The organism is Comamonas sp. MYb69, assembly GCF_037479315.1.
In the GTDB taxonomy this organism is placed as follows: Bacteria; Pseudomonadota; Gammaproteobacteria; order Burkholderiales; family Burkholderiaceae_C; genus Comamonas.
Window position 1 is genome coordinate 65588 of record NZ_JBBGZG010000004.1, and the last position, 13167, is coordinate 78754.

A 13167-nucleotide genomic window follows, 5' to 3' on the forward strand; every position below is an offset into this window, starting at 1 on the left:
CAGCCGCTCAGACCGCTGGGCTCAGGCCCAGGGCCGCCAGCGGGGAGCCATGCATCTTCTTGGTGGGGCGCTGCCCATCTTTGAGCTCGGCCAGATAGCACTGACCGGGAAAGAACACGGCCTCGACCTCGCGCAGCGACTGCAAGCCAAAGCCTGCCAGTTTGAGCAGCCGCTCGGGATAGGCGGCGATGACTTCTTCCACGGTCGTGATGTTGTGGCGGGCCAGGGCGTTGAATGCGCGGTTGGAGAGCTTTCCTGCAAGCGGTGTGGCGTGCGCGGCTTGCGCATCGTTCAGCGGAGACATCAGATACAGACAGGGTTGTGTTGCGAGTCTTGATGCTAGCACCCCAGTCCTAATACAAGCTTACAACCCTGGGGCGCAGTGCGAGATGCAGCGCATGCCGCTGCAGGCATGAAAAAGCCCTCGGCAGAGGGCTGGTGAAGAGGGAGATGGGTGGAGCCATGCGCACCCATGGAGGGCCATGCGGGGCAGTAGAAATGGCATGGCCCTAAGAGGGATTGGAGGGACTGGCTGAGCTGACCAAGGTCACGATGGTCTTGGGCTTCTGGCCCCGGTAACTGAGTTCATTGCCTTTGTATTCTGGTCTTTCGATCCAGGTGATACGGGAGTCGGGCACGCCATCTGGATAAGAAATTCTGTCCTTTTCATAACGGGCTTGAATCTCTTCCTGGCTCAGTGCCTGAGCCGGAAGGGGTTTGGATGCATAAGTCATGGCTTTCAACTCCTTGAATATCGCTGGAATGCCGGTTCTATGCGAGGCCGCTCCTCGTCGCCACCCCCAGTATGCGCTTTACAAGATGTACTGGGTATGGAATAGCCATAGACAAAGCCATGTTCTGTTGTGATGAAGTCGCAAAGCCGCTCTTGCATGGCAGCTGTGGGAGAGTCCTTACGGTAATGCTGCTTGCACGACTGCAATGCGGGGCCGGTGTTGGTGTGACACTGGAATCACAGCAACCGACCAACCCGCAACCCTCAAGGAGTGACAGATGAACGAAGACACCATCAAAGGCAACTGGAAGCAATTCAAGGGCAAAGTGCAAGAGCAATGGGGCAAGCTGACCAATGACGATCTGGACGTGGTAGACGGCCAGCGCGAGCAGCTGGTGGGCCGCATCCAGGAGCGCGAAGGTATTGCGCAGGACGCTGCAGAAAAGCAGGTCAAGGATTGGGAAACCAAGAACAATTACCGCTGGTAATTCAAGCAGCCTCCCTGGCTTTCGCGAGGGAGGCCTTTTTTATTCTGCATGCAGGCGGCCATCGAACGTGGCCGCCTTGCTGCGTGATGCACCAAGGCCCGAGCCATGAATTCTTCTGACTCCGCATTCCAGACCATCATCAATACCGTTGCAGGCGAACTGTCTGATCTGACCGATCTGGCGCAGGCCACGCGCATTATTTTCAAACTGCTGTTGGCGGCGCTGCTGGGCGGCATGCTGGGCTATGAAAGAGAGGCCAGCGGCAAGGCCGCTGGCTTGCGCACGCACATGCTGGTGGCCATGGGCGCTGCGACCTTTTTGGCCGTGGCGCAACTGATGGGCATGACGCCAATGGATTCCAGCCGCGTGATCCAGGGCCTGATCGCCGGCGTGGGCTTTTTGGGCGCCGGCGCCATTTTGAAACCCGCCAAGGAAAACACCGAGGATGTGAAGGGCCTGACCACCGCCGCTGGCATCTGGTTCACCGCAGCGATTGGTATGGCGGTGGGCGCCGGTGAAGAGGCCGCCGCCATTTTGTGCACCTTGTTTGCGCTGTTTGTGCTGATGGTGCTGCCAAAGAATGTGGTGCCCAAAAAAGGCAGCTGATGCTGCTGTGCCGGCGCATGGCCTGGGCAATAAGCCCGTGTCGGAATTGACCTAGGCCGCTGCCGTGGCAATGCCTACGCAGCCGGCTTGCCATCGGCGGTACAAAAGGGTTTTGTATGAAGGAACCCCTTATGCGCCGCACACCTGAGGCATCGGCCTCCTCCAGAACCTCCTCCCTGCCGCTGGCCATGGCCTTGACGGCTGCCGTGTCAGCCCTGTGGTACACCGGCCAGCGGGTGCGGGTGCCCAAGAATGTTCGCCCCGTGCAGGACTTTGATGCCGAGCAGTACATGGGCCACTGGTATGAGCTGGCGCGGATTGACTATGTGTTTGAGCGCGGTCTGACCTCTTGCACCGCTGACTACTGCCTGCAGGACGACGGCACGGTGCAAGTCACCAACCGTGGCTTTGACCCCGAACGCGGTCAATGGAAGTCGGCCACTGCCGTGGCCAAGCTGCTGTCCGGCCCCGAGGTGGGCTCGCTCAAGGTGTCGTTCTTTCGCCCTTTGTATGCGGGCTACCATGTGGTCTATGTCGACCATGATGCAGGACACGCCGTGGTGGTCGGTGATGCGGCCAAGTACGCCTGGATTTTGTCGCGCACGCCGAGCATTGATGAAGCTGCCTACACACGCCTGGTGGCCATCGCCGCCAGCAATGGGGTCGATGCCCATCGGCTGATCCGGGTGCCGCATGGCGCGGCGCTGGAGATGGTCGAGAGCAGCAAGGCGGCGTAAGATGGCTGCATAGCCGCTGCATAGCCGCTGCATAGCCGCTGCAAAGGCTGCGCGAAAGGCATGGGTATTAAATGATATTCATTCTCAACTGGTTTATGATCCAGCCATCGAGAGCGTCAGCCACAGCGCGGCTCTTTGCATCCGTTTCATCGTGGGGCGACCCGGGACCGCAGCGTCTCCAAGGTCGTTTTTGCTAGCCACCGGCAGGCCCTTGCGGTCTGTCAGCCAGCCAAGCTCTTTTCTCCACGCATCCGATGGCCCATGCGGTCTGTGTATCGATGTCCCATTCCTCCGCTTCTCCCAACCCATCTTCCAGCCCAGTGGCCGTGCAGGCGCCTCGCGACCAAGAGCACCAGCGCGGCCTGCACCAGATCGACGCCACCATCGTCTCGCTGCAGCGCCCGTCGCCCCACACCTTGCGGGTGGGCATGCATCTGGGCGATGTCGGCAACGACCCGGTCTGGGACGAGGCCAATGTCGCTTTTCGCGTCTACCCTGATCTTGAGGCCCCCGCGGTCTCGCGTGTCTATACCGTGCGAAGCTTTGCGCCGCACAGCCGCTGCGCCGAGTTTGATGTGGTGATGCATGGAGGTGACAGCCCCATGATGCGCTGGGCCGCGCAGGCCACCATTGGCCAGCAGCTACGGCTGACAGGCCCCCGCGTCAACATCGTGCTGCCCGACGCCAAGGGCCGGCCTGTGGCGCTGTTCTGTGATGATTCGGGCCTGCCTGCGCTCTACTCGATCTTGCAACGTTGGCCCGCAGGGCTGGGCGGCGTAGGCTGGATTGCCAGCGACGATCTGCATGGGATTGCGGAGCTGCCACGGGTGGCTGGCCTGCAGCTGCAGCGCTTGCCAGGTCATGGGCGCGACCCGCTGCTGCAGCAGGCCCGCCAGTTGGAGGACGCTGCTGGCCATGTGGTCTGGGGTGCGGGTGAGCGCGACGAGATGCGCGCGATGCGCAAATACTTCCAGTCCGAGCTGGGCATGGACAAGGCTGATGTGTCCATCGCCGGCTACTGGAAGCGCGGCGCCAGCAATACCGAAATCGATGCCGAACGCCAAAGCGCCTACCAAAAATTTACCGCCGCTGGCGGCAAGCTGGCGGACTGGGATGACCTGGGGATTGCGATTTAACGCCAGGGCGATGTAAGCACGCGCCATCCGCATTCACTCACCGGGCAAACGGCCCGGTTTTTTATCGGCTGATGGGTGCGGACGCTGCTGGGCAAGTGACTGCCCAATGCATTGAATTGTGCGGTGCTTCGCGGCACAATCGCCCTTTTTGCCCTGCACTGCAGGCGCGCGTTCTTCCCGCTCTCTGCTGCCCATGTCTGAACTCAATCTTTCGCTGGTGTTTCTGTTTGCGCTGTCGGTCATTACCTTGCTGATCACCCCGGGCCCCGTGACCTTGCTGGTGGCCCGAGCCGGCCTGGTAGGCGGCATGCGCCATGCATTCGCCACCATTTGCGGCACCAACTTGGCATCGCTGGTGCTGATTTTTTTGTCGGCGCTGCTGATCAAGGGCTTGCTGGTCATCGATGAATCGGCCTTCAAGCTGGTGCGCCTGGCGGGCTGCCTCTACATCGTCTGGATTGCCTGGGGCATGATCCGCGATGCCTGGGCGATGGATGCCGAGCCCGGCAGTGCCATGACTGCGGAACCGGCCCCCGGCAGCAAGCAAGGCGGCTTCAGCCAGGGCTTTATCCTTGGTGTCTCCAACCCCAAGGACATCATTTTCTTTGCGTCGTTCTTGCCGCAGTTCATTGGCGTGCTGCCTGCGCCCGACCACAGCCTGGCGGTGCTGACCGTTGTCTGGGTGGTGCTGGATTTCAGCATGCTGGGCCTCATTGCGCTCCTGGTGCGCAGCTTGATTTCGCCCGCCCGCGAAAAGCGCATCTTGCTGGTCGCGTCCTGCCTGCTGCTGGCCATTGGCGTTGCCGGTTTTGGCTATGGGCTTTATGACCTGATGGCTTAGATCCGCCTAAATCCAGCGCCGCTTCTTCGCTAATCTTCGCTGATACCAAGCCAACAGGCCTGCGACATGCAGGCCTGTTTTTTTATGTCTGCACACTGCTTGGCGGGGACTCAGCGGCTGTCCACTGGCTGCGCAGGCTCTGCCTCATGGGCGGGCGCAGGGCGGCATACCGGCAGCGGCGCAGGTGCTGGCAGGCCAGCGGCCAGGGCCTTGTCATAGGCCTGGATGCGGCGGCGCTGCTCGGCCAGGGCCTGGGGGTCCAGATCGGGGCTGCATGGGGGCAGGGCAGGTGCCGCAGCAGACAGTGCGGAGGCGGCTTCTGATGCAGCCGGTGCTGCAGCCATCGGTGGCGCTGGCCGTTCGGCCGCGCGTTTTTCTTCGGCCGCCTGCGTTCTGGCAGCGGGTGGAACAGCAGGGTATGCGGGTGCAACGGCGGCTGCAGCGGGGGCCGCAGGTGCTGGCATCGGCGGCGCTACCGGCGTAGGCGCGGCTGCCGACGGCATGCGGCGCTCTGCCTGCGGCACAGGTGCGATGGCTGGCGCGGGGCCGGTGTTGGCGCTGCTTGCGCCTGCGCCAGCCGCAGAAGCGGGGGCAGGCGCGTGCGCTGCGTCGGCGGCAGGGCTTGCAGCCTTTTCCATCGGTGCCGCTTCGCTGCGCATCTTGGCGCTGGCGGGGCTCGCCGCCCTGTCAGTACCAGCAGGTGCGGCGGGCGCTGCGGGCGCGCTAGGTGGCGGAGGCGGTGCCGATGCAGCGCTGGGCGCGCTGTCCATTTGGGGCGCCTCCAGCTGCGGCGCGCCAGGCTCATTCAGGTGCTGCAGCGCCAGCCAGCTGACCAGGCCAATGGCGGCCAGGCTGCCCAGGGCCTGCAGCCACCAGCGGCGGTCATTGGCGGCTTCGCCTCGGAAGTGCTGGCCTTGCTGGCCGCTGCTGTCCAGACCGGCCGGTGTAGCGGCTGGCCTGAGGCCCTGTGCGGCTTTGGCGCGCGCATGGGCCAGGATCTGCGCCGTGCTGGCGTCGCTTGGGCCGGCGTCCTGCGCGCTGGCCTCGCGGTAGAGGTCGACCAGGGCATCGGGCCGCTTGGGGTCTTGCGGTGCGTTCATGCGGTCACCTCGATGGCCTGGCGCAGTTTGGCGCGGGCATAGCGCAAGCGGCTTTTGGCGGTTTCCTGGGTCACCTGCGTAGCTGTGGCAATGTCGGCCACCGACATATCGGCCTCGGCCTGCAGCAAAAAGGCCTCGCGCTGTTCGGGCGGCAACTGGGCCAGGGCAGCGAGCAAAGCACGCGCCAGGTCCTTGCGGCCCTGCAGGCGCTCGGGGTCAAAGCCGGAGTTGGCAAACAAGGTCTCGGCCAGACGCATGCCTTCGCTGTCCTCTTCGTCGAGGCTGCGGTGGGCCTTGTGGCGGCGCCAGTGGTCCACCAGTTTGTGGTGGGCCAGGGTAAAAGCCCAGGTCGTGAACTGCGCCTGGGGTTGGTAGCGCTGGGCGCCATCGACCAAGGCAAACCAGGTCTCCTGCGCCAGGTCATCGGCGAGCGCGGCATTGCCGGTGTTGCGGAAAAAATAGCGCCACAGGCGCTGGCTGTGGCGATGGTAGAGCTGCTCGAACGCCGCGACTTGGCCGCCAGCGTAGGCCAGCATCAGCGCTTGGTCGTCTTGCAGTGCATCTACCATGCGGCAGATTATGCAAAAGCCTGCACCCGCTGGTGGCCCTTGTGGAGAAAATCGCACGCCGCAGCGCGGTGATGCCTGCGGCGGCAAGACCTCAATAGGCAGGCGGATCAGGTACATAGCCAGAGGGCGATGCCGGAAAAGGGCGGGGCGCCGGCTGCACGGCGGGCTGCGGCGCGCGGATGACGCCCTGGGCCAACAGGTTGGCATAGCTGTCATAGCGGATGCGGATGATCTGCGCCGGGCTGCTGCTGGCGCTGTGGAACTCCGTGGTCCGCGTGACGGAGCGCTCGAGCGCGCCATGGCCCGTGCCCAGGCGCGGCGCCACCGGTGTGGGCGCGGCGGCGGGGGCGGTGGCCTGGCGCGATGGGGCAGCGACCGAGGCATTGGGTGCGGCAGCGGCGGCAGGACTGGAAGGCGGTGGCATCGCAGGCGCTGCGCTATCGGCGCTGCTGGCTTCGGCGGCCGGTGCCGTGCTTTTTTGCGCCTCGCGGTTGCGCAGGATGGGCGGCTGGGGCCGGGGTTCGCGCTCGCGGAACACCGCCACCCCAATCACGCCAATATCGCGCGGCCGGCCGGTGCGTGCGGCATACGCGTCTTCGCTGTGCGAGAAGTAGAAGGCCGCCACCTGCTGGTCGCTCTTGCGCCAGCCTGCAATGGCCCATTGCTGGCCGCTGCCCAGCACATAGCCATCGTCGGGCACGGCCGCCGCAGTCTGGCCGCTGATGGCATTGATGCCATCAATGCTGAGCACAGCCAGGATGCGGCCCCGGCTGCGGTTGTTGATATCGACCGCATAGCTGCTGCCCGGCTGGCCTGCCACCCAGTACTCGCCCTGGTGGTAGTACAGCGGCAGGCGCTGGCCGCTGCTGCGGTCAATGATCTGCACATCGGCTATCGGAGTGGCCTGCGCGGGCAGGCTGCCCAGCAGGCTGCTGGCAAACAAGGTCAGCGAGGCCAGTGCGTGGAGGCTACGGGGCTTGCGTGCGCGGCACGAAGCAGGGGCGGGTTGGAGGATGGTGTGCATGGCAGGGCGCTGCAGAAGTGGTGGTCTGCCCTGAATCGCGCTGCCCGCCCGCAAGGGGTTAAAGGACCCCGCCTGCAATCGTATTTATTTGTAAGTCGCCTTGGCAGGTGTACTTGCAGGCGCTCCCACGGCGCCTGCGCCGCAACCGCGCTTACTTCTGCGTGACCAGCGAGCAGGTGCTCTTGGACAGCGGCTGGAAGGCCTGCTCGCCCGGGATGGTGTCGAGGATCTTGTAGTAGTCCCAGGGGCCCTTAGATTCCTTGGGCGTCTTCATCTGCACCAGGAACATGTCATGCACCATGCGGCCATCCTCGCGCACATAGCCGTTTTGCGAGAACATGTCGTTGATCTTCATGGTCTTGAGCTGCTTGGTCACGGCCAGGCCGTCGTCGGTGCCCGCCGCCTCGATGGCCTTGAGGTACTGGGTGACGGCCGAGTAGACACTGGCCTGGTTCATCGAGGGCATCTTCTTCATGCGGGCCTGGTATTTTTTCGCCCATTCGCGCGAGGCATCGTTGCGGTCCCAGTAGAACGCGGTCGCAAAGGTCAGGCCCTGGCCCAGCTCCAGCCCCATCGCATGGGCATCGTTGATGTAGATGAGCTGGGGCACAAAGGTGAGGTTCTTGGTCATGCCAAACTCGCGCGCCGTCTTGATGGAGTTGACGGTGTCCTGCGTGGCATTGGCCAGCGCAATCACCTGGGCCTTGCTGGCCTGGGCCTGCATCATGAAGGACGAGAAATCGCTGGCATTGAAGGGGTGGTAGACGGTGCCCAGCACCTTGCCGCCCCCTTCCTTGACGAAGTCGGTGACCGTGGCTGCCGTCACCTTGCCGTAGGCGTAGTCGACGGCCGCGATGTACCAGTCCTTCTTGCCCTGAGCCAGGATACTTTGCACCGCCGATTTGCCCAGCGAGTACGAATCGACCGTGTAGTGGATCGAGGTGGGGCCGCAGAATTCATTGGTCAGCCCGGTGGACAGCGCGCCCGTGCTGATGGCGACCTTGCCGCGCTCCTTGGCCATCGTGAACACCGCGCCGGCGATGGCCGAGTTGTTGATGTCGACGATCATGTCCACGCCTTCGGCATCCCACCACTGGCGTGCCTTGGTGCCGCCGATATCGGCCTTGTTCTGGTGGTCGGCAAAGACCACTTCCACCGGCTTGCCCAGTACCTTGGCGCCAAAGTCTTCGACCGCCATCTTGGCTGCCTCGACCGAGCCTTTGCCCCCCGAGTCTGCGTACTGGCCCGACATGTCGCTGAGCACGCCGATCCTGACCTTGTCATCGGAGATGCCGGCGGCCTGGACGGCCAAGGTGGCGCATGCCAGCAAGCTGGCAGCAGCGGTGGATGTGCGAAGGGTCATGCTTGTCTCCTGTCTGTTTTTTGTCGTCGTTGGCAGTGCCGGGCTTTGCTGCAGCGCGGCCCAGGCCTGTGCAGGCATTATCAAAAGCGATGTCGCGGGTGATCACGGTGCTTCCCCTAGGGCGCTGGGCAAACCAGTCCCATCTGCGACAAAATGCAAGAATGCTGGCTGCAGCCCGCTGCTGTCTCAGTCATTCGGCTTGAAAGGCCCCGATGGATTCCTCGCACCCCAAACCTGCCCCTTTTGAACCCATGCCGCTCAACGCGATGAAGCTGCTGGTCTTGCTGGTGCTGGTGCTCAGCACCTTTGGCGGCCTGTACTGGGCGCCCGAGATCGATGCGATCTGGGGCCATGGCACGGCCTACCTGTATGGGGCATCGGTGCTGCCGGTGCTGTATGTGCTGCTGGTTGCCGGCTATGCCTTGTACATGCACCGCCATCCGGAGAAAGACGTGCAGGTTGCCCGCACTGACCATGGCACGAAACCATAAGTTCTTTGTGCTGTACCTGCTGGGCCTGGGCTGCTTCATCGGCCTGGTGGCCTGGGCCGAGCGCGCCGGTCTGTCGCGCCAGTGGATCGGGCCGCTCTTTCTGTTTGTGCCGGTGATGATGTATGCGGCCATCGGTGTCTGGGGGCGCACGGCCGATTCGGAGGAGTACTACGTCGCGGGGCGCCGCATTCCGCCGGTCTACAACGGCATGGCCACGGCGGCCGACTGGATGAGCGCGGCGTCCTTTTTGTCGCTCTCAGGTGCGCTCTATTTGCAGGGCTTTGCCGGCACCAGCCAGCAAGCCGGGGGACTGGCCTATCTGCTGGGCTGGAGCGGCGGCTTTGTGCTGGTGGCGCTGCTGATTGCGCCGCAGCTGCGCGCGCTCAATCTCTACACCTTGCCTGATTTTTTCCAGCTGCGTTATGGCGGGCGCTGGCCGCGCGTGATTGCCGCCGTCGCTGCGGTGATGTGCTCGTTTTCCTATGTGGTGGCGCAGATCTATGCGGTGGGCCTGATCGCCTCGCGGCTGACCGGCGTGCAGTTCGAGATCGGCATCATGCTGGGCCTGGGCGGCGTGCTGGTCTGCTCCTTTCTGGGCGGCATGCGCGCCATCACCTGGACCCAGGTCGCGCAGTACGTGATGATCCTGCTGGCCTTTCTGATTCCGGTCTCCTGGCTGGCCTACCAGCGCCTGGGCAGCCCGGTCGCAGCCGTGGCCTACACCCAGGACCTGGGCAAGATCGCCGAGTACGAGAAGGGGCTGCTGAGCGATTCGGCCGAGCGCGATGTGGAGCTGGTGTTTTTGCAAAAGGGCATGCTGTATGAATCGCGGCTGCGCAATATTCCCGCCGCGCTGGAGGCCGAGCGCACGCGCCTGCAGGAGAAGGTGCAGCAGCTGCGCATCAGCAATGCCGACCTGAACCAGGTGCTGGCCGCTGGGCGCGAGCTGGCAGCGCTGCCGCAGGATGAGGCGAGCGCGCGCGAGCTGTGGACGGCAGCGATGCGTGAGAACTATGCCCGCGCCCAGCCGCTGGGCGGCATGCCGCAGCACACCTTGCCCTATGCGCCGATGCTGGGCTCGGAGCAAAGCGCGCAGGAGCAGGAAAGCCTGTCGCGGCGCAACTTCATGGCGCTGATGTTCTGCCTGATGCTGGGCACCGCCGGTCTGCCGCATTTGCTCACCCGCTACTACACCTTGCCCAGCCCGGCCGCTGCGCGCAGCTCGGTGGTCTGGACCTTGTTCTTTGTGGTGCTGCTCTACACCAGCGCGCCGGCGCTCGCGGCCCTGGTCAAGCTGGAGGTGATGCAAGGCCTGGTGGGCAGCCATTTCGATGCGCTGCCGGCCTGGATTGCGCAGTGGACACGCATGGACAACGCCTTGCTGTCGATCGAGGATGTGAACGGTGACGGCATTGTGCAGTGGGGCGAGATCCACCTGGGCGCCGACCTGATCATGCTGGCCACGCCCGAGCTGGGCGGCCTGCCATTTGTAGTCTCGGGCCTGGTGGCGGCCGGCGGGCTGGCCGCTGCGCTATCGACGGCCGATGGTCTGCTGCTGACCATCAGCAATGCGCTGGTGCGCGATCTCTACCTGGTCGAGCGGGGCAAGTCGGTCACGCCGCAGCAACGCGTGATTCTGTCCAAGTTCACCTTGCTGCTGGTGGCGCTTGCGGCCGCGGCCGTCGCCTCGGTGCGCAGCTCGGGCATTTTGGTGCTGGTGTCGGCCTCGTTCTCGATCGCTGCTGCGGCCTTTGTGCCGGCCATGCTGCTGGGCCTGTACTGGCGCGGCGCGACGCGGCGGGGCGCCGTGTGCGGCATGGCTGCGGGCCTGGGCATCACCTTGTACTACATGGTCGTCAATATGCCGATCAACAGCCTGGCGCCCGGGGCGCAGGCCTCTGCCCATCTGTGGTGGGGCATCCAGCCCACGCTGGCGGCGGTGTTTGGCGTGCCGCTTGGCGTATTTGTGACTTGGGCGGTCAGCTGCTGCACCAGGCAGTCCGCGCCCCTGGCCAAATAGCCTCCACCAGGCGGGCCCGGATATGAAAAAACTGCACAGGCTGGACGCCATGTGCAGTTTTTGGGATGGTGTGGATCACAGGCCAGAAGGCCTGCGCCGCTTAGACCTTCAGCAGTTCCACGTCAAACTTGAGCGTGGCGTTGGGAGGAATCACGCCGCCTGCGCCGCGTGCACCATAGCCCAATTCAGCGGGGATGATCAGCGTGCGCTTGCCGCCCACCTTCATGCCCTGCACGCCTTCGTCCCAGCCCTTGATGACCATGCCGGCGCCCAGGGGGAACACGAAGGGGTCATTGCGGTCCTTGCTGGAGTCGAACTTGGCGCCTTGCTCGCCATTGTTGAAGAGCCAGCCGGTGTAGTGCACGGTGACTTGTTGGCCCTTGGCCGCTTCGGCGCCGGTGCCAACTTCCGTGTCTTCGTACTGCAGGCCGGAGGGGGTGGTGACGGTGGTCATGTAAATCCTTTGTGAGTGCTTTGCTACCAGCAGCGATCATACCCGCCTGCCAAACACAGAGCCCGCACAAGGCGGGCTCCAGGGGGCAAAAAAGGGCCTCGGCGGGCAGGAATTTACTTCTTGGTCTGCGCTGCCACCCAGCGCGTGGCAAAGGCCTGCACATCGGACAGGCGCTTGAGCAGGTCCTGCCCCGAGGGGGTGACGGTGTAGCCGTCGCTGTTGTGGTCGAGAAAGCCCGCCTCGCGCAGCTCCTTGATGCGGGTGTTGAGCGTGTTGGGCGTGATGCCGCCCACGCTGTCTTGCAGCAAGCGGAAGGTCTGGGGATGTCCGTCCCGCAATGCCCAGAGCACACGCAAAGCGTAGCGGCACTCCAACCGCTCGAAGAGCTGGTTGATGGCGGTGTTTTCCTTGGCGCTCATGTAAGGGTCTCCTTGCGCTGTGTTGAGGAGCGAGGCCCAGGCCTTCGCATGCAAATCCACTGAGAGGGTGCGATCAGCGTCGCGGCAACATCTGCTACAAGTTTAATAGCTCTTCATCCACGATGTATAGGCGCAGCTGACGATTGGACCCAGGCGGCAGCGGAAGTGTTGTTCAATTGCTACGGTTTTTGAGTGTGCAAAGGCCGTCCGCAAGGCGCTGCAGCGCAGAAGTGGCACCTGTGCGCAGCCGGGCGGGCGCCCGGTTTTATAGCGGTCTGGCAGCTGTCTGGTGCCAGTCTGGAACTTGTCAGAGGGCGCTGTAGCGCACCACACGGGGGCCCCGGCACAGGCCAAACAGGCGCATGCCGGCCTGGTTGGCCACCTGGATGGCGAGCGTGGTGGGCGCGGAGATGGTGGCCAGCACCGGCAGGCCCATGCGGGCGCATTTGCGCACCAGCTCGTAGCTGGCGCGGCTGGTCATCACCACCAAGCCGGGCTGGCCCAGCATCTGCTGCTGCGCCATATGGCCCAGCAGCTTGTCCAGTGCGTTGTGGCGGCCTACGTCCTCCAGCGCCACCTGCAATTGCCCAGCCGGCGTGGCCCAGCCGGCGGCATGGACGGCGCCGGCCTGCTGGTTGAGCAGCTGCAGCTGGGGCAGCTGAGAAAACGCCGTCTGCAAGGCCGCCAGATCCACGCGCTGGGCCCAGTCGGGCAGCTGCGGCAGGGGCTCGGGCACCAGATCGAGGGCGTCCATCGAATCGATGCCGCAGATGCCGCAGCCGGTGCGGCCGGTGAGGGCGCGGCGCCGTTCCTTGAGGCGCACAAAGCAGCGGCTGGCGATCTGCATCTCCACGCTGATGCCCGGTGCTTCCGGGTCGGTGCCGCAGGGCGCCAGCGGCTGCACCTCGATGCCATAGCAGTCGGCTGCCTGGTCGATGATGCCTTCGGACAGCGCAAAGCCCAGTGCAAACACTTCCAGGTCCTGCGGGCTGCACATCATCACCGCATGCGAGATGCCGTTGAACACCAGCGCCACCGGTACTTCGGCCGCAACCGCATCCAGCCGCGAGACCGAGGCCTCCGGCGTGATCACGGTGGCGGGCAGGGGCTGGACGGCGCGGGGCAGATCGGAAGGCATGGCGCTGATTGTGACGCAAAGCGAATGACGGCGTCTGCGCCGTGGGCA

Annotated in this window: 16 protein-coding genes; 7 read left to right on the forward strand and 9 right to left on the reverse strand. The window is 64.2% G+C overall.

The features are described 5' to 3' along the window. Positions 1-7 precede the first annotated feature (7 nt). On the reverse strand, positions 8-304 hold the full coding sequence (locus WH303_RS06635; protein WP_021027399.1) for a DNA-directed RNA polymerase subunit alpha C-terminal domain-containing protein: 297 nt from the start codon (positions 302-304) through the stop codon (positions 8-10). 205 nt (positions 305-509) lie between these two features. Continuing rightward, the gene (locus WH303_RS06640; RefSeq protein WP_148293193.1) at positions 510-734 is read right to left on the reverse strand and encodes a hypothetical protein; all 225 of its coding nucleotides are present in this window, start codon (positions 732-734) and stop codon (positions 510-512) included. A gap of 277 nt (positions 735-1011) precedes the next feature. Here WH303_RS06640 and WH303_RS06645 point away from each other — a divergent pair, with 277 nt between their 5' ends. From WH303_RS06645 to WH303_RS06665, 5 genes are all read left to right on the forward strand, one after another. Beyond that, complete coding sequence (locus tag WH303_RS06645; RefSeq protein ID WP_021027398.1) at positions 1012-1221, forward strand: CsbD family protein; 210 nt, start codon at positions 1012-1014, stop codon at positions 1219-1221. 105 nt (positions 1222-1326) lie between these two features. Beyond that, the gene (locus WH303_RS06650) at positions 1327-1827 is read left to right on the forward strand and encodes an MgtC/SapB family protein (RefSeq protein ID WP_339517549.1); all 501 of its coding nucleotides are present in this window, start codon (positions 1327-1329) and stop codon (positions 1825-1827) included. Positions 1828-1958: 131 nt separating this feature from the next. Continuing rightward, positions 1959-2564 carry a lipocalin family protein gene (locus WH303_RS06655; RefSeq protein WP_339517550.1) on the forward strand — a complete coding sequence of 202 codons (606 nt, stop codon included), beginning with the start codon at positions 1959-1961 and terminating at the stop codon, positions 2562-2564. A gap of 278 nt (positions 2565-2842) precedes the next feature. Next, positions 2843-3700, forward strand: coding sequence for a siderophore-interacting protein (locus WH303_RS06660; protein WP_339517551.1), 858 nt, complete (start codon positions 2843-2845; stop codon positions 3698-3700). Positions 3701-3893: 193 nt separating this feature from the next. Beyond that, complete coding sequence (locus WH303_RS06665) at positions 3894-4541, forward strand: LysE family translocator (RefSeq protein ID WP_021027395.1); 648 nt, start codon at positions 3894-3896, stop codon at positions 4539-4541. Between the two features lie 110 nt (positions 4542-4651). Here WH303_RS06665 and WH303_RS06670 read toward each other — a convergent pair whose 3' ends face one another. The 4 genes from WH303_RS06670 to WH303_RS06685 form a co-directional block, all read right to left on the reverse strand. After that, positions 4652-5641: a hypothetical protein gene (locus tag WH303_RS06670; protein ID WP_339517915.1), complete on the reverse strand. Its 990-nt coding sequence runs from the start codon at positions 5639-5641 to the stop codon at positions 4652-4654. Beyond that, positions 5638-6210, reverse strand: a complete 573-nt coding sequence (locus WH303_RS06675; RefSeq protein ID WP_021025586.1) for a sigma-70 family RNA polymerase sigma factor — start codon at positions 6208-6210, stop codon at positions 5638-5640. The genes WH303_RS06670 and WH303_RS06675 overlap by 4 nt, the downstream gene beginning before the upstream one ends. 91 nt (positions 6211-6301) lie before the next feature. Beyond that, on the reverse strand, positions 6302-7234 hold the full coding sequence (locus WH303_RS06680) for a hypothetical protein (protein WP_339517554.1): 933 nt from the start codon (positions 7232-7234) through the stop codon (positions 6302-6304). Positions 7235-7385: 151 nt separating this feature from the next. Further along, a complete protein-coding gene (locus WH303_RS06685) occupies positions 7386-8597 on the reverse strand; it encodes an ABC transporter substrate-binding protein (RefSeq protein ID WP_339517556.1) in 1212 nt (403 codons plus the stop codon). A gap of 212 nt (positions 8598-8809) precedes the next feature. Between WH303_RS06685 and WH303_RS06690 the strand changes: the two genes are divergently transcribed. Together WH303_RS06690 and WH303_RS06695 are read left to right on the forward strand one after the other, a co-directional pair. Further along, positions 8810-9088, forward strand: coding sequence for a hypothetical protein (locus WH303_RS06690; protein ID WP_339517558.1), 279 nt, complete (start codon positions 8810-8812; stop codon positions 9086-9088). Then, on the forward strand, positions 9072-11108 hold the full coding sequence (locus tag WH303_RS06695; protein ID WP_312988692.1) for a VC_2705 family sodium/solute symporter: 2037 nt from the start codon (positions 9072-9074) through the stop codon (positions 11106-11108). The genes WH303_RS06690 and WH303_RS06695 overlap by 17 nt, the downstream gene beginning before the upstream one ends. Positions 11109-11208: 100 nt before the next feature. Here WH303_RS06695 and WH303_RS06700 read toward each other — a convergent pair whose 3' ends face one another. From WH303_RS06700 to fdhD, 3 genes are all read right to left on the reverse strand, one after another. Continuing rightward, the gene (locus tag WH303_RS06700) at positions 11209-11562 is read right to left on the reverse strand and encodes an FKBP-type peptidyl-prolyl cis-trans isomerase (protein WP_116925004.1); all 354 of its coding nucleotides are present in this window, start codon (positions 11560-11562) and stop codon (positions 11209-11211) included. 113 nt (positions 11563-11675) lie between these two features. Next, positions 11676-11981, reverse strand: a complete 306-nt coding sequence (locus WH303_RS06705) for a winged helix-turn-helix transcriptional regulator (RefSeq protein WP_027010615.1) — start codon at positions 11979-11981, stop codon at positions 11676-11678. Positions 11982-12288: 307 nt separating this feature from the next. Next, complete coding sequence (gene fdhD, locus WH303_RS06710; RefSeq protein WP_052329793.1) at positions 12289-13119, reverse strand: formate dehydrogenase accessory sulfurtransferase FdhD; 831 nt, start codon at positions 13117-13119, stop codon at positions 12289-12291. Positions 13120-13167: the final 48 nt, after the last annotated feature.

What these genes read in the sequence shown, in the direction of transcription:
- WH303_RS06675 (WP_021025586.1), bottom strand. Translation starts at nt 6,210, where the DNA reads ATGGTAGATGCACTGCAAGACGACCAAGCGCTGATGCTGGCCTACGCT.
- WH303_RS06670 (WP_339517915.1), bottom strand. Translation starts at nt 5,641, where the DNA reads ATGAACGCACCGCAAGACCCCAAGCGGCCCGATGCCCTGGTCGACCTC.
- WH303_RS06635 (WP_021027399.1), bottom strand. Translation starts at nt 304, where the DNA reads ATGTCTCCGCTGAACGATGCGCAAGCCGCGCACGCCACACCGCTTGCA.
- WH303_RS06700 (WP_116925004.1), bottom strand. Translation starts at nt 11,562, where the DNA reads ATGACCACCGTCACCACCCCCTCCGGCCTGCAGTACGAAGACACGGAA.
- WH303_RS06680 (WP_339517554.1), bottom strand. Translation starts at nt 7,234, where the DNA reads ATGCACACCATCCTCCAACCCGCCCCTGCTTCGTGCCGCGCACGCAAG.
- WH303_RS06695 (WP_312988692.1), top strand. Translation starts at nt 9,072, where the DNA reads ATGGCACGAAACCATAAGTTCTTTGTGCTGTACCTGCTGGGCCTGGGC.
- WH303_RS06685 (WP_339517556.1), bottom strand. Translation starts at nt 8,597, where the DNA reads ATGACCCTTCGCACATCCACCGCTGCTGCCAGCTTGCTGGCATGCGCC.
- WH303_RS06640 (WP_148293193.1), bottom strand. Translation starts at nt 734, where the DNA reads ATGACTTATGCATCCAAACCCCTTCCGGCTCAGGCACTGAGCCAGGAA.
- WH303_RS06705 (WP_027010615.1), bottom strand. Translation starts at nt 11,981, where the DNA reads ATGAGCGCCAAGGAAAACACCGCCATCAACCAGCTCTTCGAGCGGTTG.
- WH303_RS06650 (WP_339517549.1), top strand. Translation starts at nt 1,327, where the DNA reads ATGAATTCTTCTGACTCCGCATTCCAGACCATCATCAATACCGTTGCA.
- WH303_RS06665 (WP_021027395.1), top strand. Translation starts at nt 3,894, where the DNA reads ATGTCTGAACTCAATCTTTCGCTGGTGTTTCTGTTTGCGCTGTCGGTC.
- fdhD (WP_052329793.1), bottom strand. Translation starts at nt 13,119, where the DNA reads ATGCCTTCCGATCTGCCCCGCGCCGTCCAGCCCCTGCCCGCCACCGTG.
- WH303_RS06660 (WP_339517551.1), top strand. Translation starts at nt 2,843, where the DNA reads ATGTCCCATTCCTCCGCTTCTCCCAACCCATCTTCCAGCCCAGTGGCC.
- WH303_RS06690 (WP_339517558.1), top strand. Translation starts at nt 8,810, where the DNA reads ATGGATTCCTCGCACCCCAAACCTGCCCCTTTTGAACCCATGCCGCTC.
- WH303_RS06645 (WP_021027398.1), top strand. Translation starts at nt 1,012, where the DNA reads ATGAACGAAGACACCATCAAAGGCAACTGGAAGCAATTCAAGGGCAAA.
- WH303_RS06655 (WP_339517550.1), top strand. Translation starts at nt 1,959, where the DNA reads ATGCGCCGCACACCTGAGGCATCGGCCTCCTCCAGAACCTCCTCCCTG.